Genomic DNA, 24,107 nt, shown 5'->3' on the forward strand with positions numbered 1-24,107 from the left:
GGGCCTCTGTGTGCGTCCGCCCCTGACCGCCCCTTCCCATCTGTCGGCGCGAAACGCCCCGAACCCCCTTGACAAGGGAAAGCGTCCTCCTTTGGGCATGATTGACGGACCGTCGGCAAGCCGGTACGACTGACGCACGTTCGGCCCCGCACGCCCCGCCCCGCTCGCCCGTCCCAGGAGGCCGCATTGCGAGGATCCGTCCCCGCCCCCCACACCCCCGCCGGACAACGACGCGCCCGAAGAGCCGCCGGCGCCGTCGCCTCGGCGGCCCTGCTCATGCCCCTGCTGGGCGCCGGTCCGGCCCCCGACCGGGCCTCCCCCGCCGCGGCCTCCCCGGACACGCTGCAGCAGGCGTTCGCCGCCGCGGCCGAGAAGTACCGCGTGCCGCAGAGCGTGCTGCTCGCCGTCTCCTACCTCCAGTCCCGCTGGGACGCGCACAGCGGCGCGCCCAGCGTCACCGGAGGCTACGGGCCGATGCACCTCACCGACGCCCGCACCGCCCTCGCCGAGGCCCCGCACCACAGCGAGGGCAGGGAGGACTCACGCGGCGACGACGCCCGCCCGGCGCTGCGACCGCGCCCGGCCCACGTCGACGCCGTCGACCTCCCGGCGCGGCTGCGCACGCTCGTCAAGGCCGCCGAGCTCACCGGCATGAGCCTGGAGCGGCTGCGCACCGACCCGGCGGCCAACATCACCGGCGGCGCCGCCCTCCTCGCCTTCGCCCAGCGCGACCTGGGCGCGCCGCTGAGCGCCGACCCGGCGGACTGGTACGGCGCGGTGGCCGGCTTCTCCGGCGCCGAGGACAGCGGGACGGCCGCCGCGTACGCCGACGACGTGTTCGACGTGCTCCGCACCGGCGAGGAGCGCACCACCGACGCCGGGCAGCGGGTCGCCCTGTCGCCGCAGCCGCGTATGGCGCCCAAGAAGGGGCAGCTGAGGCAGGCCGGTCTGCGTGCGGCCGCCACCGAGGGCACCGAGTGTCCGGCGGGCGTGTCCTGCGAGTGGATCCCGGCGCCGTACCAGCAGTTCGGCGACAACGACTACGGCAACCACGACCTGGGCGACCGCCCGGAGTCCCAGTCGGTCAAGTACATCGTCGTCCACGACACCGAGGGCGGCTGGGAAGGAGTCATCAACCTGGTCCAGGACCCGACGTACGTGTCCTGGCAGTACTCGCTGCGCTCCACCGACGGCCATATCGCCCAGCACGTGAAGGCGAAGGACGTGGCGTGGCACGCGGGCAACTGGTACGTCAACGCCAAGTCGATCGGCCTGGAGCACGAGGGGTTCCTCGCCAATCCGGACTCCTGGTACACGGAGGCGATGTACCGCGCGTCGGCCCGTCTGGTGACGTACCTGGCGGACAAGTACGGCATTCCGCTGGACCGGCAGCACATCCTGGGCCATTCCAACGTGCCCGGTCCGACGTCGGCGGCGGTGCCGGGGATGCACACCGACCCGGGGCCGTACTGGGACTGGGCGCACTACTTCGAGCTGCTGGGCCGTCCGGTGAAGGCCACGGCCCGCCGGAACAGCGCTGTGGTGACGATCCGTCCGGACTACGCGGCCAACCGGCCGGTCTTCACGGGCTGCGTCACCAAGGACGAGCCGTGCGCGGCGCACGGCTCCAGCGAGGTGCGGCTGCACTCCGACCACGACGAGAAGTCCCCGCTGATCCAGGACGCGGGCCTGGGCACCGTGCCGGGCACCGGGGTGAACGACATCTCCTCGCGGGTCTCCACCGGTCAGCAGTACGCGGTCGCCGAGCGGTGGGGCGACTGGACGGCGATCTGGTACCTCGGGCAGAAGGCCTGGTTCCGCAACCCGCCGGCGCAGCCGACGGCGGTGCCCGCGAAGGGCGTGGTGGTGACGCCGAAGGCGGGGCTGGACAGTGTGCCGGTCTACGGAAGGGCCTACCCGGAGGCGTCGGCCTATCCGGCGGGGGTGCCGGTCCAGGCGGTGTCGCCGCTGCCGTACCGGCTGCCGAAGGGCCAGCAGTACGTGGTCGGTGACAAGGTGCCGGGCGAGTACTACTACGCGGTCGGCTTCGCCACCGACACGCACAAGGTGGTGGTCGGCAAGGACGAGTACTACGAGATCCAGTTCGGGCACCGGGTGGCGTTCGTCCGCGCGGCGGACGTGACGGCGTCCGCCTCGTAGCCGTCCGGCGTGAGCGCCCGGCCCGTGACGGACGGCGGGGCGGGTGCTCAGCCCTGCTGGAAGAGCTCCGCCGGGAGCGGCTTCAGCAGCGCGTACAGGTCGTCCGTGATGGGGCGGTCCCAGGCGGCGATGGTGACGAGGACGTTGTCGCTGCGGTCGAACTGCACGCAGGAAATGCGGCTCTCGGAGAGCTTGAGGCGGCGCACGATCAGGAGGTTGTCGCCCTGCATCACCGGCATGTCCTCGGTGCCGACGACGGTCACCTCCTCGTCGTTCTCCAGGGCGAGCAGCAGCTGGGCCACCTCGAAGGGCACCTCGCCCTCCTCGACGTCCCGGGCCGGGGAGCCCTCGGGGAGGTTGCCGATGATCATCGCGGGGCCGCGGCCGCCGAAGAGGTCGTAGCGCAGGAAGACGCCCTGGCAGGTGCCGTCGGGGGCGGGCAGCAGGCCGGCGCCGAGGTTGCCGGGCCAGTCGCCCGGATCCATGGCCAGGACGTCGAAGTCGGGCCCGGCGGGAGTGGCGCTGCGGCGGCGGAGGAACGACATGCCGCAATGGTACGGGGTGCCGTCCGGCGGTGGCGCGGTAGGAGCGGCGCGCGATCCGGTTCGAAGCGGGCGTCGGCTGTCAGGTCGCCGGCTGCTTGTGGCGTTCGTGGTGGCGGGCGACTCTCGCCCTGTTGCCGCAGGACGGTTTGCACCACTCCTGGCGGGGGTGGTCCTTGAGGAAGTAGCGCACGCAGCGGGGGGCGTGGCAGGCGCGCAGGCGGTGCCGGTCGGGGCCGGTCAGGAAGGCGATGGCGGCCTGGGCGAGGGCGCCGGCGAGGTCGCCGGCGCCGGGCGCCGGGCGGCGGTCGCTCACGGGGCCGGCGTCCGGCGTCCAGTGCAGGACGGGCACGGTGGGGATACGGGCGGCTGCCGTGTTGAGGCGGTCGAGGGCCTCGGGCACGGGCAGCAGCCGGGCGGCGTCCGCGGGGCTGGGCTCGCCGGGGCGCACGGCGTGGGCGAAGAGGGCGCGGACGGCGGCGCGCACGTCACGGACGGCGGCGAGGTCGCCGGCGTCGGGGAGGTGCCCTGCGGTGTCCGGGAGGTCGTCGGCGTGGCCTCGGATCCAGGCGGCGAGGCCTTCGGGGCCGGCGAGGTCGTCGGCGATCCCGCCGTGGCCGTCGTGCCGGACGGTGAGCGCGAGGTCCAGGGCGAGGCGGGTGTCGGCGGGCTGCGCGGGCGGCATGCGCCTAATGATAGGCCCCGCGTGTGCCATTAGCCTCAAGAGGTGTCTCGTTCCTCCGCGGGGGCGGGCGGCACCACCGCGACCGGGCTCGCCGCGTGCAGCAGGACCGCGTGGGTGACCGAGCCGAGCATGCGGGCCGGGGCCAAGAGGCGGCGGCGGTGCCGGCCCACGACGACCAGGGCGGCGTCCTTGGAGGCGGCGACGAGGTGGGCGGCCGCGTCGCCGGGGACCGGCCACGGCTCCACCCGGACCCCCCGGTAGCGGTCGCGGTGGGCGGCGAGGAAGCCCTCGGCGAGGGCGCGGGTCTCGCGTTCGACGACGTCCTGGTCCACGGGCGGCGCCTGGAGTTCGCCGGGGGCGGCCCAGGTCTGGACGGGCCACGGGTAGGCGGCGACCACCTGGAGGCGGGCCTCGCGCAGGGCGGCCTCGGTGAAGGCGAAGGCGAGCGCGGCGTCGTCGGGGCTGTCCACGTGGAGGCCGACGACCACGCGGGGCCCGGGCTCCTGTTCCGGCCCGTCGACGTCGCGGTCCGGCCGGGGGACGATCACCACCGGGCACTCGGCGTCACGGGCGGCGCTCATGCCGTTGGAGCCGAGCAGCAGGCGCGCGAAGCCGCCCCGCCCCCGGGAGCCGAGCACCAGCAGTTCCGCCTCGGCGCCCAGTCCGGGCAGGAGCGCGCCCGGCGCCCCGTCCAGGCCGACGTACTCGGTTCCCGTCGGGCCGGGCCGGCCCTCCAGGCGGGCGCGGGCGTCGGCGAGCACCGGGTCGCCGTCCGGCGGCGGGGGCATGACGACCGGGCCGCCGGGCGGGGTCCAGACGGCGTACTGGCGCACGTGCGCCACGCGCAGCGGCGCCACGCGCCGGCGTGCGGCCTCGACGGCCCAGTCCAGGGCGCGCCAGCTGTCGTCGGAGCCGTCGACCGCCGCGACGACCGGCAGGGTGCTCATGGCCCTCACCTCCGGGATACGACCTTCGTCCTGCTGGGCCCAGCCTGGCCCAGCGTGCGGCGCGGGCGGGGTCGCGTGGGTCGCGTGTCCGGAATCGGCGGCGGAACACCGCCGGTTCGGCCTGTCGCGGCGGGTCCGGGGGCGGCTTCCGACATGGCTCGGCGGGGCTGCCGGGCTCGCTCAGGTGAGGTCGAACTCCCCTTCCCGGGCCCCCGACACGAACGCGCCCCACTCGGCGGGGGTGAAGATCAGGGACGGGCTCTCGGGGCGGCCGCTGTTGCGCATCGCGACGAACCCCTCGACGAAGGCGATCTGGACATCCCCCCGGCCCCGGCTGCTGGACTGCCACTCGGCCCTGCTGAGATCCAGCTCCGGCTTGTCCCAGCTCGCGAACGGCTGCTGTTGGATGGTGCTCTCGGCCACGTCCGTGCTCCTCCCGGTTCGTCGTCCGCGGCCAGCCTAGCGACCGGTCACCGACCCCGACAGAGCACCTGAGGGGGACCTTTCAGGACACGGGCGGCCGCGCCCCCACGAGCCACATGGAGAAGAACTGCGAGCCGCCGCCGTAGGCGTGGCCGAGTACCTTCCTCGCCCCGTCCACCTGGTGCTCGCCCGCCTGGCCGCGCACCTGGAGCGCCGCCTCGGCGAAGCGGATCATGCCGGAGGCGCCGATGGGGTTGGTGGAGAGCACGCCGCCCGACATGTTGACGGGCAGGTCGCCGTCGAGCTCGGTGACGCCGGCCTCGGTGAGCTTCCAGCCCTCGCCCTCGTCGGCGAAGCCGAGGTTCTCCAGCCACATGGGCTCGTACCAGGAGAACGGTACGTAGATCTCCGCGGCGTCGATGTCGCGGCGCGGGTCGCTGACGCCGGCCTGGCGGTAGACGTCGGCGGCGCAGTCGCGGCCGGCCCGCGGGGAGACGAAGTCCTTGCCGGCGAAGAGCGTCGGTTCGCTGCGCATCGCGCCGCCGAGCATCCAGGCGGGCGGCCGCGGTGAACGGGCGGCGCCGGCGCGGTCGGTGAGGACCATGGCGCAGGCGCCGTCGGAGGAGGGGCAGGTCTCGGAGTAGCGGATCGGGTCCCACAGCATGGGGGACGCCTGGACCTTCTCCAGGGTGATGTCGTGTTCGTGGAGGTGGGCCCAGGGGTTCTTGAGGGCGTTGCGGCGGTCCTTGTAGGCGACGAGGGAGCCGATGCTGTCGGGCGCGCCGCTGCGCCGCATGTACGCGCGCACGTGGGGGGCGAAGAAGCCGCCGGCGCCGGCGAGGAGGGGCTGCTGGAAGGGGACCGGCAGGGACAGGCCCCACATGGCGTTGGACTCGGACTGCTTCTCGAAGGCCAGGGTCAGCACGGTGGCGTGGACGCGGGCGGCGACGAGGTTCGCGGCGACCAGCGCGGTGGATCCGCCGACCGAGCCGGCCGTGTGGACGCGCAGCATGGGTTTGCCGACGGCGCCGAGGGCGTCGGCGAGGTACAGCTCCGGCATCATGACGCCCTCGAAGAAGTCGGGCGCCTTGCCGATGACGACGGCGTCGATGTCGGCCCAGGTCAACTCGGCGTCGTCGAGGGCGTGTCGGGCGGCCTCGCGGACCAGGCCGGCGATGGAGACGTCCCGTCGGGCGGCGACGTGCTTGGTCTGTCCGATGCCGACGACGGCCACGGGTTCCTTGCTCATCGCGGATCCCCTTCGAGTACGGCGACCAGGTTCTGCTGCAGGCACGGGCCGGAGGTGGCGTGGGCGAGGGCGCGGTCGGACTCGCCGCGGTGGATGCGGGCGGCGGCCTCGCCGATGCGGACGAGTCCGGCGGCCATCATCGGGTTGGCGGCCAGGGCGCCGCCGGAGAGGTTGACGCGCACGCTGTCGTCGAGGCGCAGCGCCTTGCGCAGGACGATCTCCTGTGAGGTGAACGGCGCGTGCAACTCGGCTGTGTCGACGGGGCGTTCGAAGGCGCCGGCGCGTTCGGCGGCGAGGCGGGCCGAGGGCGAGTCGGTGAGGTCGCGCACGCCCAGGGAGTGGGCCTCGGTGCGGTGGTCGACGCCGCGGATCCAGGCGGGCCGGGAGCACAGTTCGCGGGCCCGGTCGCCGGCCGCGAGGATCACGGCGGCGGCGCCGTCGCCGACGGGCGGGCAGTCGCCGGTGCGCAGGGGCCGTACGACGTAGTCGCCGTGGGGGGCCGAACCCCTGGACTGGGCGTGGCGGTTGAGGGTGGCGGCGCGCCGGCTGCGGGCGCCGATCTCGGCGAGGGCCGGTTCGTCGGCGTCGCCGGCGTCGATCAGGGCCTGGGCCTGGAGGGCGGCGAGGGCGACGGAGTCGGGCCACAGGGGGGCGACGTAGTACGGGTCGAGCTGGCGGGTGAGGACGTCGCGCAGCGAGCCGGGTGAGGACTTGCCGTAGGAGTAGACGAGGGCGGTGTCCGCGTCGCCGGTGAGCAGTTTGGTCCAGGCTTCGTACAGGGCCCAGGCGCCGTCCATCTCGACGTGGGACTCGGAGATCGGGGGCCAGGCTCCGACGCCGTCGAGGGCCAGGGTGAAGGAGAAGGCGCGGCCGGCGAGGTAGTCGCTGGAGCCGGAGCAGGTGAAGCCGATGTCGGCGGTCTTCAGGCCGGTGCGGTCCAGGACCTCGTGCAGGACCGGCATGAGCATCTCGACTTCGGACAGCTCGTCAGTGGTGCGCAGGACGTCGGTCTGGGCGAAGGCGACGACGGCGATGTCGCGGACGCCGGGCGCTTCCTCGGGGACGGCCGCGTCCGAGGGGTTCATAGCAGCTCCTTGTAGGCGTCGTAGTCCGCGTCGGGTTCGCCGGTGGGCCGGTAGTGGTCGGGGTAACGGCCGCCGTCCGTCCACACGGGTTCGACGCGCAGGCCCATGCGCACCTGGTCGTAGGGGATGCCGCCGATGCGTCCGTGCAGGGCGAGGCCGGCGCCGTCGAGGGCGATGTGGGCGTAGACGTAGGGGACTTCGATGTCCAGGTTCTTCGCCTTGATGTTGACGATGCAGAAGGTGGTGACGGTGCCGCGGGGGCCGACCTCGACCTGTTCGGCGGTGGGGACGCCGCAGGTGGGGCAGGCGCCGCGGGGCGGGACGTACACCTTGCGGCAGGAGGGGCAGCGTTCGCCGACGGTGCGGCGTTCGGAGAGTGCGGCGATGTAGGCGCTCTGGGCGCGGCCCGGGGAGTAGGTGTAGTCGAGGCGGGCGTGGGCGACGACGCCGGTGACCCGGTCGTCGAACTCGCCCGTGTGGCCGTCGGGTTCGGCCGCTTCGCCGTCGTAGGGTTCGAAGCAGGCGATGTCGGTGATGGCGCCGGTGCGCTCCTCGGCCCAGCGGATCCGTACGCGCATGCCGGTGTGGACCGCGTCGGGCCCGGGAGCGTCCAGGGCGTGCAGCAGGGCGGTGTCGGCGCCGTCGAGGCGGACGAGGGCCCAGGCGAAGGGGGTGCCGAGGGGCTGGCCTCGGCGGGGCTCGTGGTTCCAGGCCCAGGTGGTGACCGTGCCGGTGGGGGCGACTTCCACGAGGTCGCCGATCTCCTCGGCGGTGACGGGGTCGTACTCGACGGGCGGGACGAGGGTGCGGCCGTCGGCGGTGCGCACTCCGAGGACGACGCGTTCGCGCAGGCCGGTCAGGAAGGCGCTCTGGACGGGGCCGAGGGAGCGGGTGAAGGGGAACTCGACGACCAGGGGCGCTTTGAGCACTTCGGGCACGGGGACTCCTCAGGCACGCTGGTAGACGGGCGGTCGTTTCTCGGCGAAGGCGCGGGCGCCTTCCCTGGCGTCCGCCGTGTCGAAGACGGGCCAGCCGCGGGCGAGTTCGGCGGCGAGGCCGTCCCTCTCGCTCATCTCGGCGGTGTCGTACACCGACGCCTTGACGGCCTCGACGGCTAGCGGGCCGCAGGCGTTGATCTGTTCGGCGATCTCCAGGGCCTTGGTGAGGGCCGTGCCGTCGGGGACGACATGGCCGACGAGTCCGATGTCCGCTGCCTCGCGGGCGCTGTACGGGCGTCCGGTGAGCAGCATCTCCAGGGCGTGGGTGCGTGGGATCTGGCGCTGGAGGCGGACGGTGGAGCCGCCGATCGGGAACAGGCCGCGCCTGACCTCGAAGAGGCCGAAGGTCGACGACTCTCCCGCGACGCGGATGTCGGTGCCCTGGAGCATCTCGGTGCCGCCCGCCACGCAGTGGCCCTCCACGGCGGCGATCACGGGCTTGCGGGGGCGGTGGTGGCGCAGCATCGCCTTCCAGTGCAGGTCCGGGTCGGCCTTGAGCCGGTCGCGGTACCGTTCCCCTTCCATGCCCTTGCCGGCGAGGGCCTTGAGGTCCATGCCGGCGCAGAACGAGCCGCCGGCGCCGGTGAGGACGATCGAGCGGACCGTGTCGTCCGCGTCGGCCTCCAGCCAGCCGTCGTACAGGCCGACGAGCAGCGCGATCGAGAGCGCGTTCTTCGCTTCGGGCCGGTTGAGCGTGAGCACGAGTGTGGCGCCCTCGCGCCGCACGGTGAGGTGTTCCGTACCGCCCATCACCCATCTCCCCTCTGACAGAACGAGAACAGGTTGCAGGAGGCGGTGAGGCACTTCAAGGGTTTTCTGACACACAGTCAGATTTATTGGCGCGGGCCCTTCCCACTTGCCGCGCCCTTTGCTCTGATGACCGGCGAACGAGGGGCAGCGAGGTCAGGAGGAGCGGTGGAGTACAACCTTGCCGACCTGTTCGAGTCGGTGGCCGACGTGGTGCCGGAGCGTGAGGCGCTCGTCTACGTGGACCATCCGGGCACGGGCGCGGAGCGCCGGCTGACGTACGCCGAGCTGGACGCGGCGGCCAACCGCATCGGTCACCATCTCCTCGACAGCGGGATACGCCCCGGCGAGCACCTCGGGCTGCACCTCTACAACGGCATCGAGTACCTGCAGACGGTGCTCGGCTGCCTGAAGGCGCGCATCGTGCCGGTCAACGTCAACTACCGCTACGTAGAGGAGGAGTTGGTCTACCTCTATCGGGACGCGGACCTGGTCGCCCTCGTCTTCGACGCGGAGTTCGCCCCCCGGGTGGCGGGGGCGCTGCCGCAGACCCCGGCGCTGCGTCATCTGATCCGGGTGGGCGAGTCGGTGGGCGGCGTGACCGCCGTGCCGTTCGCGGAGGCCGAGGCGGGCGGCTCCGCCGATCGGGGGTTCCCGGAGCGCTCGGGGGACGACCAGTTCATCATCTACACCGGGGGCACGACCGGGCTCCCGAAGGGCGTGATGTGGCGTCAGGAGGATTTGTTCTTCGCGGGTCTGGGCGGTGGCGCGCCGACCGGTGAGCCGGTCAGGAAGCCCCAGGAGCTCGCCGAGCGGGTGGCGGCGGGCGGGTCCGGGATCACCTTCTTCCCCACTCCCCCGCTGATGCACGGCACGTCCACGCTGACCGCGTTCATCGGCTTCAACTTCGGTCAACGCGTCGTCATCCACCGCAAGTTCGTGCCCGAGGAGGTGCTGCGGACGATCGAGAAGGAGAAGGTCACCAGCATCTCCCTGGTCGGCGACGCCATGCTCAGGCCGCTGATCGACGCGCTGGAGGGGCCGATGAAGGGCGTGGACTGCTCGTCGGTGTTCAACGTCTCCTCGTCCGGGGCGATCATGTCGGACACGGTCCGCCGCCAGTTCCGGGCGCTCATGCCGAACGCGATGCTGCTGAACAACTTCGGCTCCTCGGAGTCCGGTTTCAACGGCACGGCGACGGACGACTCCGGTCCCGAGCGGGGATTCCGCGTCCGCGTCAACTCCCGTACCCAGGTGGTCGATCCGGTGACGCACGAGCCGGTCGCGCCCGGTGAGGTGGGTCGGGTCGCGCAGCGCGGGCACGTGCCGCTGGGCTACTACAACGACCCGGTGAAGTCGGCCGAGACGTTCTTCGAGAAGGACGGGGAGCGCTGGGTGCTCCTCGGCGACATGGCCACCGTCGACGCGGACGGCGTGGTCGTCGTCCTCGGCCGCGGCTCGCAGTGCATCAACACCGGCGGCGAGAAGGTGTACCCGGAGGAGGTCGAGCAGGCGCTCAAGGCCCACCCGGACGTGTACGACGCCTTGGTCGCCGGCGTCCCCGACCCGACGTGGGGCAACCATGTGGCGGCCGTGGTGCAGCTGCGCGGCGGCGCGCGGTCGCCCTCACTGGAGGACATCCAGACCCACTGCCGCACCCGCCTCGCCGGCTACAAGATCCCCCGCCAGTTGGTCGTCACGGAGTTCATCCGCCGCTCCCCCAGCGGCAAGGCGGACTACCGCTGGGCCCGGGACGTGGCAGCGGCGTCGGACCACTGAGCGCCGGCGGACGCGGGGGCTGCGGCCGGCCCGCCGGCGCGGTGGGCGCTCAGGCGGCGTTCAGGAAAGCGGCCGTACGACGGGTGAACCATCGCGGGTCGTCCAGCCACGGGTAGTGGCCAGCGCCGGGCTGGACGGCGAGTTCGGCGTTCGGCAGGGCGTCGGCGAGGAGGCGGGCGACTGCGGGGCACGGGCCGCCGTCGGCGCCGCCGGCGAGGACCAGTGCGGGGGCGGTCACCTCGGCGAGGGCGGCGCGCAGTGCGGGCGGGTCGTAGGCGCCGGGCCCGTGGAAGCGCTCCTCCGCCTCGACGTCGGCCCGCGCCTCCATGCCGGCCGCGTGGGCGCGGGCGGTGTCGTCCCAGCGGCCGTAGAAGAAGCCGCCGAACGCCGCGAACTCCTCGTCGGTCACCTCCTCGCCCGCGAGCCAGGCCCGGAACGCCGGGAAGACGTCCTCGAACCACGGCTCGTCCTTGCGCAGCAGCGCCGCCGCCAGCCGTTCCTCGGGCGTGGCAGGCCGGCCCAGGGCCCAGGGGATGACCGTGACGAGCGCCAGCCGGGCCACCCGCCGGGGGTGCCGGGCCGCGTACAGCAGGGCGAGGTTGCCGCCCGCCGAGTGGGCGAGCAGGTCCATGCGGTCCAGCCCCAGCCGGACGCGGAGCGCTTCCACGTCGTCTGTCTGCCGGTCGCAGCGGTAGGTCGCCGGGTCCGCCGGGACGGCGGAGTCGCCGGTGCCGCGCAGGTCGAGCAGGATCAGCCGGCGGTGCGCGGTGAGTCCGCCCAGGTCCCCCAGGTACTCGGAAGCCTGCATGGGGCCGCCGGGCAGGACGACGAGCGGCTCGCCCTCGCCCCGGACGTGGTAGGCGAGTTCGGTTCCGTCGGACGCGGTGAAGGTCGGCATGCGCCGATCTTCACCGCAGGCCCGGTCCGCGCGCAACGCGGTTGCGTGGCACGCCGGTCGGACCGGCCTCACCCGTTACCGGGCGAACCGTTCACGGAGTTCACGCTTGAGGATCTTGCCGCTGGCGTTGCGCGGGAGTTCGTCCACGAACAGCACCCGCTTGGGCGCCTTGAAGGCGGGCAGCTTCTCCTTGGCGTGGGCGACCAGTTCGTCCTCGGTGACCTCGCCGCGCGCGACGACGACCGCGGTGACCGCCTCGATCCACTTCTCGTCGGGCAGCCCGATCACCGCGGCCTCGGCGACCGCCTCGTGCGTGTACAGCGCGTCCTCGACCTGCCGTGAAGCGACCAGGACGCCACCGGAGTTGATGACGTCCTTCACCCGGTCGACGATCGTGAAGAAGCCGTGGGCGTCGCGCACGGCGAGGTCCCCGGAGTGGAACCAGCCGTCACGGAAGGCCGCCGAGGTCTCCTCGGGTTTGTCCCAGTAGCCCTCGCAGAGCTGCGGGGAGCGGTAGACGATCTCGCCGGGCTCGCCGTCGGGGACGTCCTCGCCCTTGTCGTCGACCACGCGCGCGTCGACGAAGAGCACGGTCCGCCCGCACGAGTCCAGGCGGCCATTGTGCTCCTCGGGGGCCAGCACGGTGGCGAGCGGGCCGATCTCGCTCTGGCCGAAGCAGTTGTAGAGGGCGAGCTTGGGAAGGCGCTCACGCAGCCGCTCCAGCACGGGCACCGGCATGATCGACGCCCCGTAGTAGGCCTTGCGCAGCCCGCCGAGGTCGCGGTCGGCGAAGTCGGGGCGGTTGGTGAGGGCGATCCACACGGTGGGCGGGGCGAAGAGGCTGTCGACGCGGCCGGCTTCGACGAGGTCGAGGAGCGTGTCGCCGTCCGGCGCGTCGAGGATGACGTTCGTCGCGCCGGTGGCGAGGTAGGGCAGCAGGAACACGTGCATCTGCGCCGAGTGGTAGAGCGGCAGCGCGTGCGCGGGGCGGTCGCCGGCGCTCAGGTCGAGGGCGGTGATGGCGCTGAGGTACTCGTGCACCAGGGCGCGGTGGGTCATCATCGCGCCCTTGGGCAGGGCCGTCGTGCCGGAGGTGTACAGCAGCTGGACCAGGTCCTCGCTGCGCGGTTCGGGGCCGTCGTACGGGGCGGCCTCCGCGAGCCGGGCGAGCAGCGAGCCCTCGGCGTCGCGCAGCGGCAGGGTGGGGACGCCGTCGGGGAGCCGGCCGGCGAGGTCGGGGTCGGCGAGGACCAGGGAGCTGCCCGACTGGCCGAGGATGTAGGCGAGGTCGTCGCCGGTGAGGTTCTGGTTGACGGGGACGTGCACCAGCCCGGCGCGGGCACAGGACAGGAAGCCGACGAGGTAGGCGTCGGAGTTGTGGCCGTAGGCCGCGACCCGGTCGCCGGGGGCGAGGCCCCGGCCGAGCAGGACGCTCGCAGCGCGGGAGACCGCCTCGTCGAGCTCCTCGTAGGTCCAGGTGCGGTCGCGGTACTCGACCGCGACGCGTGCCGGGGTACGGCGGGCGCTGCGCCGCAGCACGCCGTCGACGGTACTGCCGTGTCCGGGGGTCATGGCACAAGATCCTCGGACGCCGGCCGGGACGGGTCAAGTCGCGGCGCGGCCGGCGTCCGGCGGGACCCGGTCGTGTCCCGGCAGGACGCACTGACACCGGACATACCCGTTGGTACGCTCAACCGCCCTTTCCCTCAACACAGTTGGGAGGCACCATGCGTATCCGCACGAAGCGTCCGGCTCACACGCGTGCGAAGCGATCGCCCCGCGCCCGCGCGAGACCGTTCACCCGCTCCCGAGCCGGAAGGCTCGCCGTCGCCGCCGTCGCGCTGCTCACCGCCACCGCGGCCCTGCCCGCGTCGGCGGCCGAGCGGCAGGCCGCGCCGGACCGGCCGGAACGCCACTCCTCGGGCGGTCTGTCCGCCGTCATCCGCTACACCGAGTACGGCATCCCGCACATCCTCGCGCGCGACCACGCGAGCCTCGGCTTCGGCACCGGGTGGGCGCAGGCCGCCGACCAGATATGCGTGCTCGCCGACGGATTCGTGACCGTGCGCGGGGAACGGTCACGGTACTTCGGCGCCGACGCGGCGCCCGACTCCTCGCTCTCCTCGGCCGCCCGGAACCTCTCCAGCGACCTGTACTTCCGCGGGGTGCGGGAGGCCGGCACGGTGGAGCGCCTGCTCGCCCGGCCCGCCCCCGCCGGCCCGAGCCGTGCCGCCAAGGACCTGATGCGGGGCTTCGCCGCCGGCTACAACGCCTGGCTGCGGCAGAACCGGATCACCGACCCGGCCTGCAAGGACGCCGCGTGGGTGCGTCCGATCACCACGCTCGACGTGGCCGCGCGCGGCTACGCGCTCGCCGTCCTCGGCGGTCAGGGCCGCGCCGTCGACGGCATCACCACCGCCCAGCCGCCCACCGCCTCCGGCGCCGCCCCGTCCGCCGCGGTTCCCGACGCCGGGGCAGCCGCCCGCGCCGCCGCCGAGCTCTTCGCCTCCGACACCGCCGACATGGGCTCCAACGCGGTCGCCTTCAGCGGCGCGACCACGGCGAACGGCCGCGGCCTGCTGCTCGGCAACCCGCACTACCCCTGGCAGGGCGGCCGCCGCTTCTGGCAGTCCCAGCAGACCATCCCGGGCCGGCTGAACGTCGCGGGCGCCTCGCTGCTCGGCACGCCGACCGTGTCCATCGGGCACAACGACCGCGTCGCCTGGAGCCACACCGTGGCCACCGGCGTCCCCCTCAACCTGCACCAGCTGACGCTGGATCCGGCCGACCCGACGGCGTACCTGGTCGGCGGCACGTCCGAGCGCATGACACGGCGGACCGTGACCGTCCCCGTCCAGGACGGGCCGCCGGTGACCCGCACGCAGTGGTGGACGCGGTACGGCCCGGTCGTCACCGGTCTCGGGCCCGCCCTGCCGCTGCCCTGGAGCACCACCACGGCCTACGCGCTCAACGACCCCAACGCCACCAACCTGCGCGCCTCCGACACCGCGCTCGGCTTCAGCACGGCCCGCGGCACGGCCGACGTGCTGGCCTCGCTGCGCCGCACCCAGGGCCTGCCATGGGTGAACACCGTCGCCGCCGACTCCGGCGGCCACACCCTGTTCACCCAGTCCCAGGTGCTGCCCCGTATCACCGACGAGCTGGCCCAGCGCTGCTCCACCCCGCTCGGCAGGGTGACCTATCCGGCGTCCGGGGTGGCGGTCCTCGACGGCTCGCGCGGCGACTGCGCGCTCGGCCGTGACGCCGACGCGGTCGAGCCGGGCGTCTTCGGGCCGGCGAAGCTGCCCACACTGACCGACGCCCCGTACGCGGAGAACTCCAACGACAGCGCCTGGCTCGCCAACGCGGACCGGCCGCTCACGGGCTACGAACGCGTCTTCGGCACGACGGGCACCGTCCGCTCGCTGCGGACCCGGGGCGCGATCGAGGACGTCGCGGCGCTGGCCCGGCGCGGCGGTCTCACCGTGGCGGACCTGCAGCGGCAGCAGTTCGCCGACCGGGCGCCGGCCGGCGAACTGGCCGCGGCCGACGCGGCGAAGGCGTGCGCGGCGCTGCCGGGCGGCACGGCGACCGGCAGCGACGGCAAGACGGTCGACGTGGGCGAGGCGTGCGCGGTGCTGGCCGCCTGGGACCGCACCACCGACCCCGGCAGCCGGGGCGCGCTGCTCTTCGACCGCTTCTGGCGGAAGTTCCCGGTGGCCCAGCAGTGGAAGGTCCCGTTCTCCGCGGCTGACCCGGTCCGCACCCCCAACACGCTGAACACCGGCTCGCCCGCCTTCACTTCGGCTCTCGCGGACGCGGTCGCCGAACTGCGCGCGGCGCGCATCCCGCTCGACGCGCCGCTCGGCGACCACCAGTTCGTCGTACGCGGCGGGCAGCGCGTCCCGGTGCCGGGCGGCACCGAGGGGCTCGGCGTGTGGAACAAGGTCGAGGCGGTGTGGAATCCGGCCGGCGGCGGCTACACCGAGGTGTCGACCGGCTCCAGCTACATCCAGGCTGTCGGCTGGGACGGCAGCCGCTGCCCGGTGGCCCGGACGCTGCTGACGTACTCCCAGTCGTCGAACCCCGCCTCGCGGCATCACGCCGACCAGACCCGGCTGTTCTCGGCGCAGAAGTGGGTGACGTCCCGGTTCTGCGAGCGGGACATCCTGCGCTCGCCGGCGCTGAGGGTGGTGTGGGCGGGAGAACGCCGCTGACCCCGGGCCGGGGGCGGGCGGATCACGCCGCCCGCCCCCGGCCAGAAGGGTCAACCCCCGCGTCGTACCGCCCCTGGACGGCCGGGGTGTCTCAGACGGCCTTGTCGCGGCCCTCCCAGTACGGCTCGCGCAGGCGGCGCTTGTAGAGCTTCCCGTTGGGGTCGCGGGGCATCTCGGCGATGAAGTCGACCGTCTTGGGGCGCTTGTAGCCGGCGAGGCGCTCGGCGCAGTGGGCGAGCAGGGCGGCGGCGAGGGCCGGGCCGGGTTCATGGCCGGGGGCCGGTTCGACGACCGCCTTGACCTCCTCGCCCCAGTCGTCGTGCGGGATGCCGAAGGCTGCCGCGTCGGCGACGGCGGGGTGGGCGAGGAGGGCGGACTCGATCTCGGCGGGGTAGATGTTGACGCCGCCCGAGATGATCAGGTCGATCTTGCGGTCGCGGAGGAAGAGGTAGCCGTCCTCGTCGAGGCAGCCTAGGTCGCCGACGGTGAAGAAGTCGCCGATGCGGTTCTTGCGGGTCTTGTCCTCGTCCTTGTGGTAGCTGAAGCCGCCCGTGGTCATCTTCATGTACACGGTGCCGAGCCGGCCGGGGGGCAGCCGCTCGCCGTCGTCGTCGAAGATCGCCAGTTCGCTGATGGGCCAGGCCTTGCCGACCGTGCCCGGCTTCTTCAGCCAGTCCTCCGCGGTGGCGAAGGCGCCGCCGCCCTCGCTGGCCGCGTAGTACTCCTCCACGCAGTCGCCCCACCAGTCGATCATGGCCCGCTTCACATGGTCCGGGCAGGGCGCGGCGCCGTGGATGGCGTGCCGCATGGACGAGACGTCGTACCGCGCGCGCACCTCCTCGGGGAGGGCCAGGAGGCGGTGGAACTGGGTGGGGACCATGTGCGTGTGGGTGCAGCGGTGGGCGTCGATGAGGCGGAGCATCTCCTCGGGGGTCCACTTGTCCATGACGACGAGACGGTGGCCGATGTGCAGGGACGCGCCCGCGAACTGGAGGACCGCCGTGTGGTACAGCGGCGAGCAGACCAGGTGCACGTTGTCGTCGAAGGGCCGGACGCCGAAGATGCCGAGGAAGCCGCCGAGGTACGCCTCCTCGGGGGGCTTGCCGGGCAGCGGACGGCGGATGCCGCGCGGGCGGCCGGTCGTGCCCGAGGTGTAGTTCATGACCCAGCCGAGCGTGCGGTCGGCGGGCGCCGACTCCGGTTGCCCGGCGAGGAGTTCGGCGTACGGGCGGAAGCCGTCGACCTCGCCGACGGCGTACCGGTGGCCGGCGGGCAGGCCGGCCTCGTCGGCGGCGCGGGCGGCCTGCTCGCCGTAACGCTCGTGGGCGAGAAGGACCTTGGCACCGGAGTCGGAGACGATCCAGGCGATCTCGGGGCCGACCAGATGGTGGTTGACGGGGACGAGGTAGAACCCGGCCTGGGTGGCCGCGAGGTAGGCGGTGAGGAACTCCGTCGAGTTGGGCAGGACGACGGCGAAGGCGTCGCCGCGTTCGAGGCCGGCCGCGCGCAGACCGTGCACGAGGCGGTTGGCGTCGGAGTGCAGCCGCCCGGCGGTCCATTCCTCGCCGTCCGGCGCGATCAGGACGACGCGGTCGGGGTCGGCGGCGGCCTGCGCCCAGAAGCCGGCGGGGGGCGCGCTCGGCGTACCCGGCGTGTTCGGCGTGGTCGTTGCGTTCGGTGTGCTCGGTGTGTTCTGTGTGTTCTGTGTGTTCGTCACTGGCCGCTCCCTCCGGCGATGCGGTTCACGCGGTCGACGGCCTGCTCGAAACCGCGGGTGAGGTCGTCGAAGACGGCCCGGACGCTGCGGACCTCGTTCATCCGCCCGACGATCTGGCCGACCGGCGTGCCGAGCAGGGGGTCGACCTCGTACTTCTGGATGCGCGAGACGGCGTCGGCGACCAGCAGTCCCTGGAGGGGCATCGGGAGGGTGCCGGGTCCGTCCGCGGCGTCCCAGGCGTCGGTCCAGTCGGTGCGGAGCTGACGCGCGGGCTTGCCGGTGAGGGCGCGGGAGCGGACGGTGTCGCCGGAGCCGGCCGCGAGGAGCTTGCGGGTGAGCGCGGGCGAGTGCAGGTCGGCCTCGGCGGTGGTGAGCCAGAGCGAGCCGAGCCAGACGCCCTGCGCGCCGAGGGCGAGGGCGGCGGCGATCTGCCGGCCGCTGCCGATGCCTCCGGCGGCGAGCACGGGCAGCGGGGCGACGGCGTCGACGACCTCGGGGGTGAGCACCATGGAGGCGATCTCACCGGTGTGGCCGCCGGCCTCGTATCCCTGGGCGACGACGATGTCGATCCCGGCGTCCCTGTGCTTCTCCGCGTGCCGGGCGCTGCCGGCGAGCGCGGCGACCAGCACGTCCCGTTCGTGCGCGCGGGCCACGACGTCGGCGGGCGGGGAGCCGAGGGCGTTGGCCAGCAGCCGGATCGGGTAGTCGAAGGCCACGTCGAGCTGGCTGCGGGCGACCTGCTCCATCCAGCCGGTGATGCGCCACCCGGACGCCTCGCCCTCGGGCAGCTCGGGCACCCCGTACTTGGCGAGGGTCTCCCGCACGAACTGCCGGTGCCCGTCGGGGATCATCGCCTCGACGTCGGCCTCGGTGACGCCTTCGACCTTCTTCGCCGGCATGACCACGTCCAGGCCGTAGGGGCGGCCGTCGACGTGCGCCTCGATCCAGTCGAGGTCGCGTTTGAGGTCGTCGGGGGCGGTGTAGCGGACCGCGCCGAGCACGCCGAAACCGCCCGCGCGGCTGATGGCCGCGGCCACGGCGGGGAACGGCGTGAAGCCGAAGACGGCATGCTCGACTCCGAGTTGGTTGCTCAGCTCCGTCTGCATGGGCGCAGGATGCCGCAGCCGCCCGGACGACGGAAGAGCTTTCCTGATGCTCCGTCAGATTTCTGTTCGGACCGGCCCGCCGCCCCGGCCCTCCGGCCGGAGCGGGCGGATCCCGCAGGTGCGACTACTCGTTGAAGACGGCCTTCTGCACCTCGTTCGGCCCGTCGAAGTGGTCCTGCTTCAAGTGGTCGAGGCGCCTGACCACCTTGTCGTCGGCCTTGTTCTGCCGGGCGCGTTCCACCAGGTGCTGCTTGTCCGTCGGGTAGTCCATCCCACTGAGGGCTTTTTGCAGATCGATGGGGTTGAGGTCCGCCATGACAGCCTCCTGTCATAGGTGGGGTCGGATGTCCGACCTGCCGCAGTACCCCTCCCCGGCCCCTGCGATGCGTCAGTCATCTCCCTGGTCCGCTCCCCCCTCCAGCACGGCCATCGCCGCGTTGTGCCCAGGGACCCCGCTCACCCCTCCCCCGCGCACCGCGCCCGCGCCGCACAGCAGGACGTTGGCGTGCCGGGTCGCCACGCCCCAGCGGCCGGCGCCCTCCTGGGCGTAGGGCCAGGCGAGTTCCCGGTGGAAGATGTTGCCGCCGGGCAGACCGAGGTCGTGTTCGAGGTCCAGCGGGGTCTTCGCCTCGATGCAGGGGCGGCCGTCGGCGTCGGTGGCCAGGCAGTCGGCGAGGGGTTCGGCGAGGTGGGCGTCGAGCTGGGCGAGGGTGGCCCCGAGCAGTTCCTCGCGGACGGCGTCGTTGTCCCGGGCGAAGAGGCGGGCCGGGGTGTGCAGTCCGAACAGCGTCAGTGTCTGGTAGCCCCGCGCGACCAGGTCGGGGCCGAGGATGCCGGGGTCGGTCAGGGAGTGGCAGTAGATCTCGGACGGCGGCGCGGCCGGCAGCGAGCCGGCGGCGGCCTGCGCGTGGGCGGCGGCGAGCTGCTCGTAGCCCTCGGCGATGTGGAAGGTGCCGGCGAAGGCCTCGCGCGGGTCCACGGAGGTGTCCCGCAGCCGGGGCAGCCGCTTGAGCAGCATGTTCACCTTGAGCTGGGCGCCCTCGGCGGGGGCGGGCGGCTCGTCGCCGGTGAGGGCCGCGAGTGCCTGCGGGGAGGCGTTGACCAGGACGTGCCGGGCGGCGACGACGCCCTCGCCGTCGGCGCTGCGGTAGGCGACCTCGGCGCTGCGGCCGTCGGTGGTGATCCTCACGGCCTCGTGGCCGGTGGCGATCACGGCGCCCGCGTCCCGGGCGGCGGTCGCGAGGGCGTCGGTGAGGGCGCCCATGCCCCCGACGGGCACGTCCCAGGCGCCGGTGCCGCCGCCGATCACGTGGTAGAGGAAGCAGCGGTTCTGCTTCAGGGAGGGGTCGTGGGCGTCGGCGAAGGTGCCGATCAGCGCGTCGGTCAGGACCACGCCCCGCACCAGGTCGTCCGTGAAGCGTTCCTCGATCGCCGTGCCGACCGGCTCCTCGAAGAGGGCCCGCCAGGCCTCCTCGTCGTCGACGCGCCGGCGCAGCTCCTCCCGGGTGGGCAGCGGTTCGGTGAGGGTCGGGAAGACCCGTTCGGCGACGCGCGCCGTCATGCCGTAGAAGCGCTGCCAGGCCGTGTACTCCCGCTCGCCGCCGGTCAGACGGGCGAACGCCTCCCGGGTGCGCTCCTCGCCGCCGCCCACGAGCAGTCCGGTCGGCCGCCCGCCCCGTTCCACGGGCGTGTACGAGGAGATCGTGCGGCTCTGGACGCGGAAGTCCAGGCCGAGGTCGCGGACGATCTTCCGCGGCAGCAGGCTGACCAGGTAGGAGTAGCGCGACAGCCGGGCGTCCACCCCGGCGAACGGGCGGGTGGAGACGGCGGCGCCGCCGGTGTGCCCGAGCCGTTCCAGCACCAGCACGGACCGCCCGGCCCGCGCCAGGTAGGCGGCGGCGACCAGCCCGTTGTGGCCGCCGCCGACGATGACGGCGTCGTAGGCGCGGCGGTCGTGACGCGGAGCGCGATCGGGTCCCTCGTGAGCAGGCATGGTTCTTGGTAACACGAGGCGATCAAGGACGGCCAGGGGTGCACACCCGCTTCGTCCTAGCCGTTGATGTCGAGTGCCGTTCCGTACAGCCGGTCCACCTTCAGCCGGATGACCACTCGGCGCTCGGCGACCAACTGCTCCAGAAACGCGTCCTCGTTCTCCGGCTTCGCGGCCTGCGGGATCATCGCGAGCAGTTCCCGACCGACCGCGTCGCCGGGAACCGTCGTGATCTCGGAGACCTCGGCCTCGCCTTCGGCGACGGCGAACGACCACACGTCGCCACCCTGCACATGGAGCGCCACACGCGGGTCACGCCGCAGATGCCCGACCTTGACCCGGTCGGCCGTCGTCGAGAACCGCACCATGCGGGCTTCGGGGTCCCAGCTGTAGAGCATGGTGGTCAGGTGCGGATGGCCGGTGCGCTTGACGGTGGCGAGCGTCCCGAACTGCTGCTTGCCGAGCAGGTCGGAGAGGGCTTCGTCGGACAGGGTGCGAGGCGCTTGTCCTTGAGTCATGACGTGATCAACATCCTTGGCCGTCCTACTATTTCGCGCACGCTGTGAGCCCCGTCCCCACTTCCGCGGACCCGGCTCTCGCGCGGCTCCGGCCTGACCGGTTGCTGGTGCAGCTTCGTGTCGTCTACGGTGGCGCTATGGGTTCCCTGTGATCAGTACGTGCGGTTCACAAGGGCGTGGGACGTCGAGCCTGGCTCCGTCACCGCGTCCGGCCGTGCACGCCTGAGGAGACGGACGCGCTGCGATTCCTTCGCCATGCGCTGTTTCCGCCGGACGGAACCGATCCTGACAGTCTGAATTCTCCGACTGCCTGCGGTTCCTGACGCTTTGCTGTGTGCGCGGCGACATCACTCGACCCCGTGCTGATCAGGAGGACTGCTGCATGTCGACAGCGCAACTCGCCCTGCATGACATCACCAAGCGTTACCAGGACCACGTCGTACTCGACCGGATCGGCTTCACCATCAAGCCGGGCGAGAAGGTCGGCGTCATCGGGGACAACGGTTCCGGCAAGTCCACGTTGATGAGGCTCATCGCCGGGCGGGAACAGCCGGACAACGGTGCGCTGACGGTGGTCGCGCCCGGTGGCGTCGGCTATCTGGCCCAGACACTCGAGCTGCCGTCGGATGCCACGGTCCAGGACGCCGTCGATCTGGCCCTGGCAGATCTGCGGGAGCTGGAGGAGGGCATGCGCCGGACCGAAGCCCAGCTGGCCGAGCGGCCCTGCCAGGGGGACCAGGACCCCGAACTCACCGGCCTCCTGGAGAGTTACGCCGCGCTGGTCGACCGGTTCCAGGCCCGCGGCGGCTACGAGGCCGACTCCCGGGTGGAGATCGCGCTGCACGGGCTCGGCCTGCCCGGGCTGGAACGCGGCCGGCGGCTGGGCACCCTGTCCGGCGGCGAGCGGTCGCGCCTCGCCCTGGCGGCCACGCTGGCCTCGGAACCCGAGCTGCTGCTGCTGGACGAGCCGACCAACGACCTGGACGACCGGGCGGTGGCCTGGCTCGAGGAACACCTGCGCAAGCACCGCGGCACGGTCGTCGCGGTCACCCATGACCGGCTCTTCCTCGACCGGCTCACCACCACGATCCTGGAGATCGAGTCGGGAAAGGTGATGCGCTACGGCAACGGTTACGAGGGCTACCTGGCTGCCAAGGCGGCCGAACGGCAACGCAGGCTGCTGGAGTACGAGCAGTGGCGCGCCGAACTGGACCGCAGCCGCGAGCTGATCGCGTCCAACGTGGCGCGCCTGGACGCCATTCCGCGCAAGCTGCCCTTCGCCGTCTTCGGCGCCGGGCAGTTCCGCATGCGCGGGCGGGGCCACGGGGCGATGGTGCGGATCCGCAACGCCAAGGAACGGGTCGAGCGGCTGACCGAGAACGCGGTCGCGCCGCCGCCCGAGCCGCTCACCTTCACCGCGGAGATCACCACCGAGGCCGCACAGACCCTGGAGACCGTGGCCGAACTCACCGGCGTCCGGGTCGGCGACCGGCTCGGCATCGACTCTCTGCGCCTCGGGCCCGGTGAACGTCTGCTGATCACCGGCCCCAACGGGGCGGGCAAGACGACGCTGTTGCGGGTGCTCTCCGGGGAGCTGGCGCCCGACAGCGGTTCGGTGAAGGTGTCGGGCCGGGTGGGACACCTGCGGCAGGAACAGGCGCCGTGGCAGAAGGGGATGACCGTCCTCAAGGCGTTCAGCAGTGGACGGGTCGGCGACGTCGACGAACACACGCAGGCACTGCTCTCCCTAGGGCTGTTCAGCCCGGACGACCTTCGGCATCGGGTGCAGGACCTGTCCTACGGGCAGCGGCGGCGCATCGAACTCGCCCGGCTGGTGACCGAGCCGGTCGACCTGCTGCTGCTGGACGAACCCACCAACCATCTGTCGCCCGCGCTCGTCGAGGAACTGGAGGAGGCGCTGACCGGCTATCAGGGCACGGTCGTGGTGGTCACCCACGACCGGCGTATGCGGTCCCGCTTCGCCGGCGCCCACCTGACGCTGCGGGACGGACACGTCGCCGAGTTCACTCCCGCCTGATCGGCGGAGCCGTAGCTGGCGGTTCATCTGCCGCCGGCGCTCGTCTCCGCTCGCATACGATCACCGTGACCTCAAGTGCCGTCGAAGACATGCGACTTCGCAAGGAGCCGCCCGGTCCGTGCGAGGCGCGCACGCGCGAACGAAGGGGACAGCGTGGACACCGAGCCCACTCACACCGCCGCACTCCTGGTGAACCGGCGCGGGCAGTACCTGCTCCATCTGCGCGACGCGCACAAGCCGATCTCCGACCCCGGTGTCTGGTCGCTGCCGGGCGGCGCACTGGAGGGGGACGAGACACCGCGGGAGGGCGTCGCGCGGGAGCTCATGGAGGAGGCGGGGATCGTCGCCGACGGCTTGACGCCCTTCACCGTCATCGAGAACACCCGGGTTTTCCTGGGCAGTTGGGATGGCGACCCGTCGCGGCTGGCGGTCACCGAGGGGATCATGTTCGCCTTCTTCGACCTCGCGACGACCGCCCGGCTGACGATGGCGCCGTGGGCGGCGGAGGTGCTCGCCCGGCACCGGGCCGACGGCGCACCGGTCCCGCCGCAGCGCACGCACGGCGCGGGTGCGGTGGCGAACATCGTCGGCGTGCACCTTCTACTGGAGCGCGACGGCGAGGTCCTGCTGGGCCTGCGCCACTCCGACTCCGCCTTCGCGCCCCTCGAGCACCACTTCCTGGCCGGACACTGCGAGCGGGAGTCGGCGGTGTCCTGTCTGATCCGGGAGGCCCGGGAGGAAGCCGGACTGGTGATCGCTCCGGAGGACGTCGAGTTCGCGCACATTGTCCATCTCCAGCACACGCCGGGCACCCGGCCCCGCCTTCAACTCGTCTTCCGGGCAAGGAAATGGGCGGGCGAGCCCCGCGTGCTGGAGCCCGACAAGTGCGTCAGCTGGGACTGGTGGCCCCTCGACGCGCTGCCGGAACCGCTGGTCGACTACACCCGGGCGGCGCTCGACGGCATCCGAGACGGGCGGTTGTACACGGAGTCGGGCTGGAGGTGACGG

Annotated in this window: 20 protein-coding genes; 5 read left to right on the forward strand and 15 right to left on the reverse strand. The window is 72.9% G+C overall.

Going from position 1 to position 24,107, the window contains the following annotated elements; translation table 11 throughout:
- The first annotated feature begins 186 nt into the window (after window positions 1-186).
- Window positions 187-2,160 carry an N-acetylmuramoyl-L-alanine amidase gene (locus ACFYXA_RS08610; protein WP_389029810.1) on the forward strand — a complete coding sequence of 658 codons (1,974 nt, stop codon included), beginning with the start codon at window positions 187-189 and terminating at the stop codon, window positions 2,158-2,160.
- 47 nt (window positions 2,161-2,207) lie between these two features.
- Here the strand turns inward: ACFYXA_RS08610 and ACFYXA_RS08615 are convergent, their stop codons facing one another.
- The 8 genes from ACFYXA_RS08615 to ACFYXA_RS08650 form a co-directional block, all read right to left on the reverse strand.
- Window positions 2,208-2,705, reverse strand: coding sequence for a hypothetical protein (locus tag ACFYXA_RS08615; protein WP_351089562.1), 498 nt, complete (start codon window positions 2,703-2,705; stop codon window positions 2,208-2,210).
- A 79-nt stretch (window positions 2,706-2,784) separates the two neighbouring features.
- A complete protein-coding gene (locus tag ACFYXA_RS08620; RefSeq protein ID WP_389029814.1) occupies window positions 2,785-3,387 on the reverse strand; it encodes a CGNR zinc finger domain-containing protein in 603 nt (200 codons plus the stop codon).
- A 35-nt stretch (window positions 3,388-3,422) separates the two neighbouring features.
- Complete coding sequence (locus ACFYXA_RS08625) at window positions 3,423-4,334, reverse strand: universal stress protein (protein WP_389029817.1); 912 nt, start codon at window positions 4,332-4,334, stop codon at window positions 3,423-3,425.
- 180 nt (window positions 4,335-4,514) lie between these two features.
- Entirely contained in the window at window positions 4,515-4,757 is a 243-nt protein-coding gene (locus ACFYXA_RS08630; RefSeq protein ID WP_352248499.1) for a DUF397 domain-containing protein, read from the reverse strand.
- Window positions 4,758-4,839: 82 nt separating this feature from the next.
- Window positions 4,840-6,006, reverse strand: coding sequence for a thiolase domain-containing protein (locus ACFYXA_RS08635; protein WP_352248497.1), 1,167 nt, complete (start codon window positions 6,004-6,006; stop codon window positions 4,840-4,842).
- On the reverse strand, window positions 6,003-7,091 hold the full coding sequence (locus tag ACFYXA_RS08640) for a thiolase domain-containing protein (RefSeq protein ID WP_352248495.1): 1,089 nt from the start codon (window positions 7,089-7,091) through the stop codon (window positions 6,003-6,005). The genes ACFYXA_RS08635 and ACFYXA_RS08640 overlap by 4 nt, the downstream gene beginning before the upstream one ends.
- Window positions 7,088-8,029, reverse strand: coding sequence for a Zn-ribbon domain-containing OB-fold protein (locus ACFYXA_RS08645; protein WP_389029823.1), 942 nt, complete (start codon window positions 8,027-8,029; stop codon window positions 7,088-7,090). The genes ACFYXA_RS08640 and ACFYXA_RS08645 overlap by 4 nt, the downstream gene beginning before the upstream one ends.
- Window positions 8,030-8,038: 9 nt before the next feature.
- Window positions 8,039-8,839 carry a crotonase/enoyl-CoA hydratase family protein gene (locus ACFYXA_RS08650; RefSeq protein WP_352248491.1) on the reverse strand — a complete coding sequence of 267 codons (801 nt, stop codon included), beginning with the start codon at window positions 8,837-8,839 and terminating at the stop codon, window positions 8,039-8,041.
- A 165-nt stretch (window positions 8,840-9,004) separates the two neighbouring features.
- Between ACFYXA_RS08650 and ACFYXA_RS08655 the strand changes: the two genes are divergently transcribed.
- Window positions 9,005-10,615, forward strand: coding sequence for an acyl-CoA synthetase (locus tag ACFYXA_RS08655; protein ID WP_389029826.1), 1,611 nt, complete (start codon window positions 9,005-9,007; stop codon window positions 10,613-10,615).
- A 49-nt stretch (window positions 10,616-10,664) separates the two neighbouring features.
- Here the strand turns inward: ACFYXA_RS08655 and ACFYXA_RS08660 are convergent, their stop codons facing one another.
- Window positions 10,665-11,513 (reverse strand): alpha/beta fold hydrolase, encoded by an 849-nt coding sequence (locus ACFYXA_RS08660; RefSeq protein ID WP_389029829.1) that lies wholly within the window; start codon window positions 11,511-11,513, stop codon window positions 10,665-10,667.
- A gap of 75 nt (window positions 11,514-11,588) precedes the next feature.
- Entirely contained in the window at window positions 11,589-13,085 is a 1,497-nt protein-coding gene (locus ACFYXA_RS08665; protein ID WP_389029832.1) for an acyl-CoA synthetase, read from the reverse strand.
- Window positions 13,086-13,240: 155 nt separating this feature from the next.
- Here ACFYXA_RS08665 and ACFYXA_RS08670 point away from each other — a divergent pair, with 155 nt between their 5' ends.
- On the forward strand, window positions 13,241-15,730 hold the full coding sequence (locus ACFYXA_RS08670) for a penicillin acylase family protein (protein ID WP_389029835.1): 2,490 nt from the start codon (window positions 13,241-13,243) through the stop codon (window positions 15,728-15,730).
- A gap of 91 nt (window positions 15,731-15,821) precedes the next feature.
- On the opposite strand, the gene ACFYXA_RS08675 is transcribed toward ACFYXA_RS08670, so the two are convergent.
- From ACFYXA_RS08675 to ACFYXA_RS08695, 5 genes are all read right to left on the reverse strand, one after another.
- Window positions 15,822-17,447, reverse strand: a complete 1,626-nt coding sequence (locus ACFYXA_RS08675; RefSeq protein WP_389029838.1) for an acyl-CoA synthetase — start codon at window positions 17,445-17,447, stop codon at window positions 15,822-15,824.
- The gene (locus ACFYXA_RS08680; RefSeq protein WP_389029841.1) at window positions 17,444-18,553 is read right to left on the reverse strand and encodes an NAD(P)H-dependent flavin oxidoreductase; all 1,110 of its coding nucleotides are present in this window, start codon (window positions 18,551-18,553) and stop codon (window positions 17,444-17,446) included. The genes ACFYXA_RS08675 and ACFYXA_RS08680 overlap by 4 nt, the downstream gene beginning before the upstream one ends.
- A gap of 124 nt (window positions 18,554-18,677) precedes the next feature.
- A complete protein-coding gene (locus ACFYXA_RS08685) occupies window positions 18,678-18,869 on the reverse strand; it encodes a DUF2795 domain-containing protein (protein WP_389029844.1) in 192 nt (63 codons plus the stop codon).
- Window positions 18,870-18,941: 72 nt separating this feature from the next.
- On the reverse strand, window positions 18,942-20,546 hold the full coding sequence (locus ACFYXA_RS08690; RefSeq protein WP_389029847.1) for a phytoene desaturase family protein: 1,605 nt from the start codon (window positions 20,544-20,546) through the stop codon (window positions 18,942-18,944).
- A 56-nt stretch (window positions 20,547-20,602) separates the two neighbouring features.
- Complete coding sequence (locus ACFYXA_RS08695) at window positions 20,603-21,061, reverse strand: PPOX class F420-dependent oxidoreductase (RefSeq protein ID WP_389029850.1); 459 nt, start codon at window positions 21,059-21,061, stop codon at window positions 20,603-20,605.
- Window positions 21,062-21,443: 382 nt separating this feature from the next.
- Between ACFYXA_RS08695 and car(A) the strand changes: the two genes are divergently transcribed.
- Window positions 21,444-23,099: an ABC-F type ribosomal protection protein Car(A) gene (car(A), locus tag ACFYXA_RS08700; protein WP_389029854.1), complete on the forward strand. Its 1,656-nt coding sequence runs from the start codon at window positions 21,444-21,446 to the stop codon at window positions 23,097-23,099.
- 153 nt (window positions 23,100-23,252) lie between these two features.
- Window positions 23,253-24,104 (forward strand): NUDIX domain-containing protein, encoded by an 852-nt coding sequence (locus ACFYXA_RS08705; RefSeq protein ID WP_389029857.1) that lies wholly within the window; start codon window positions 23,253-23,255, stop codon window positions 24,102-24,104.
- Window positions 24,105-24,107 lie beyond the last annotated feature (3 nt).

Origin of the sequence: Streptomyces sp. NPDC002566 (assembly GCF_042889585.1) — a bacterium.
GTDB lineage: Bacteria > Actinomycetota > Actinomycetes > Streptomycetales > Streptomycetaceae > Streptomyces.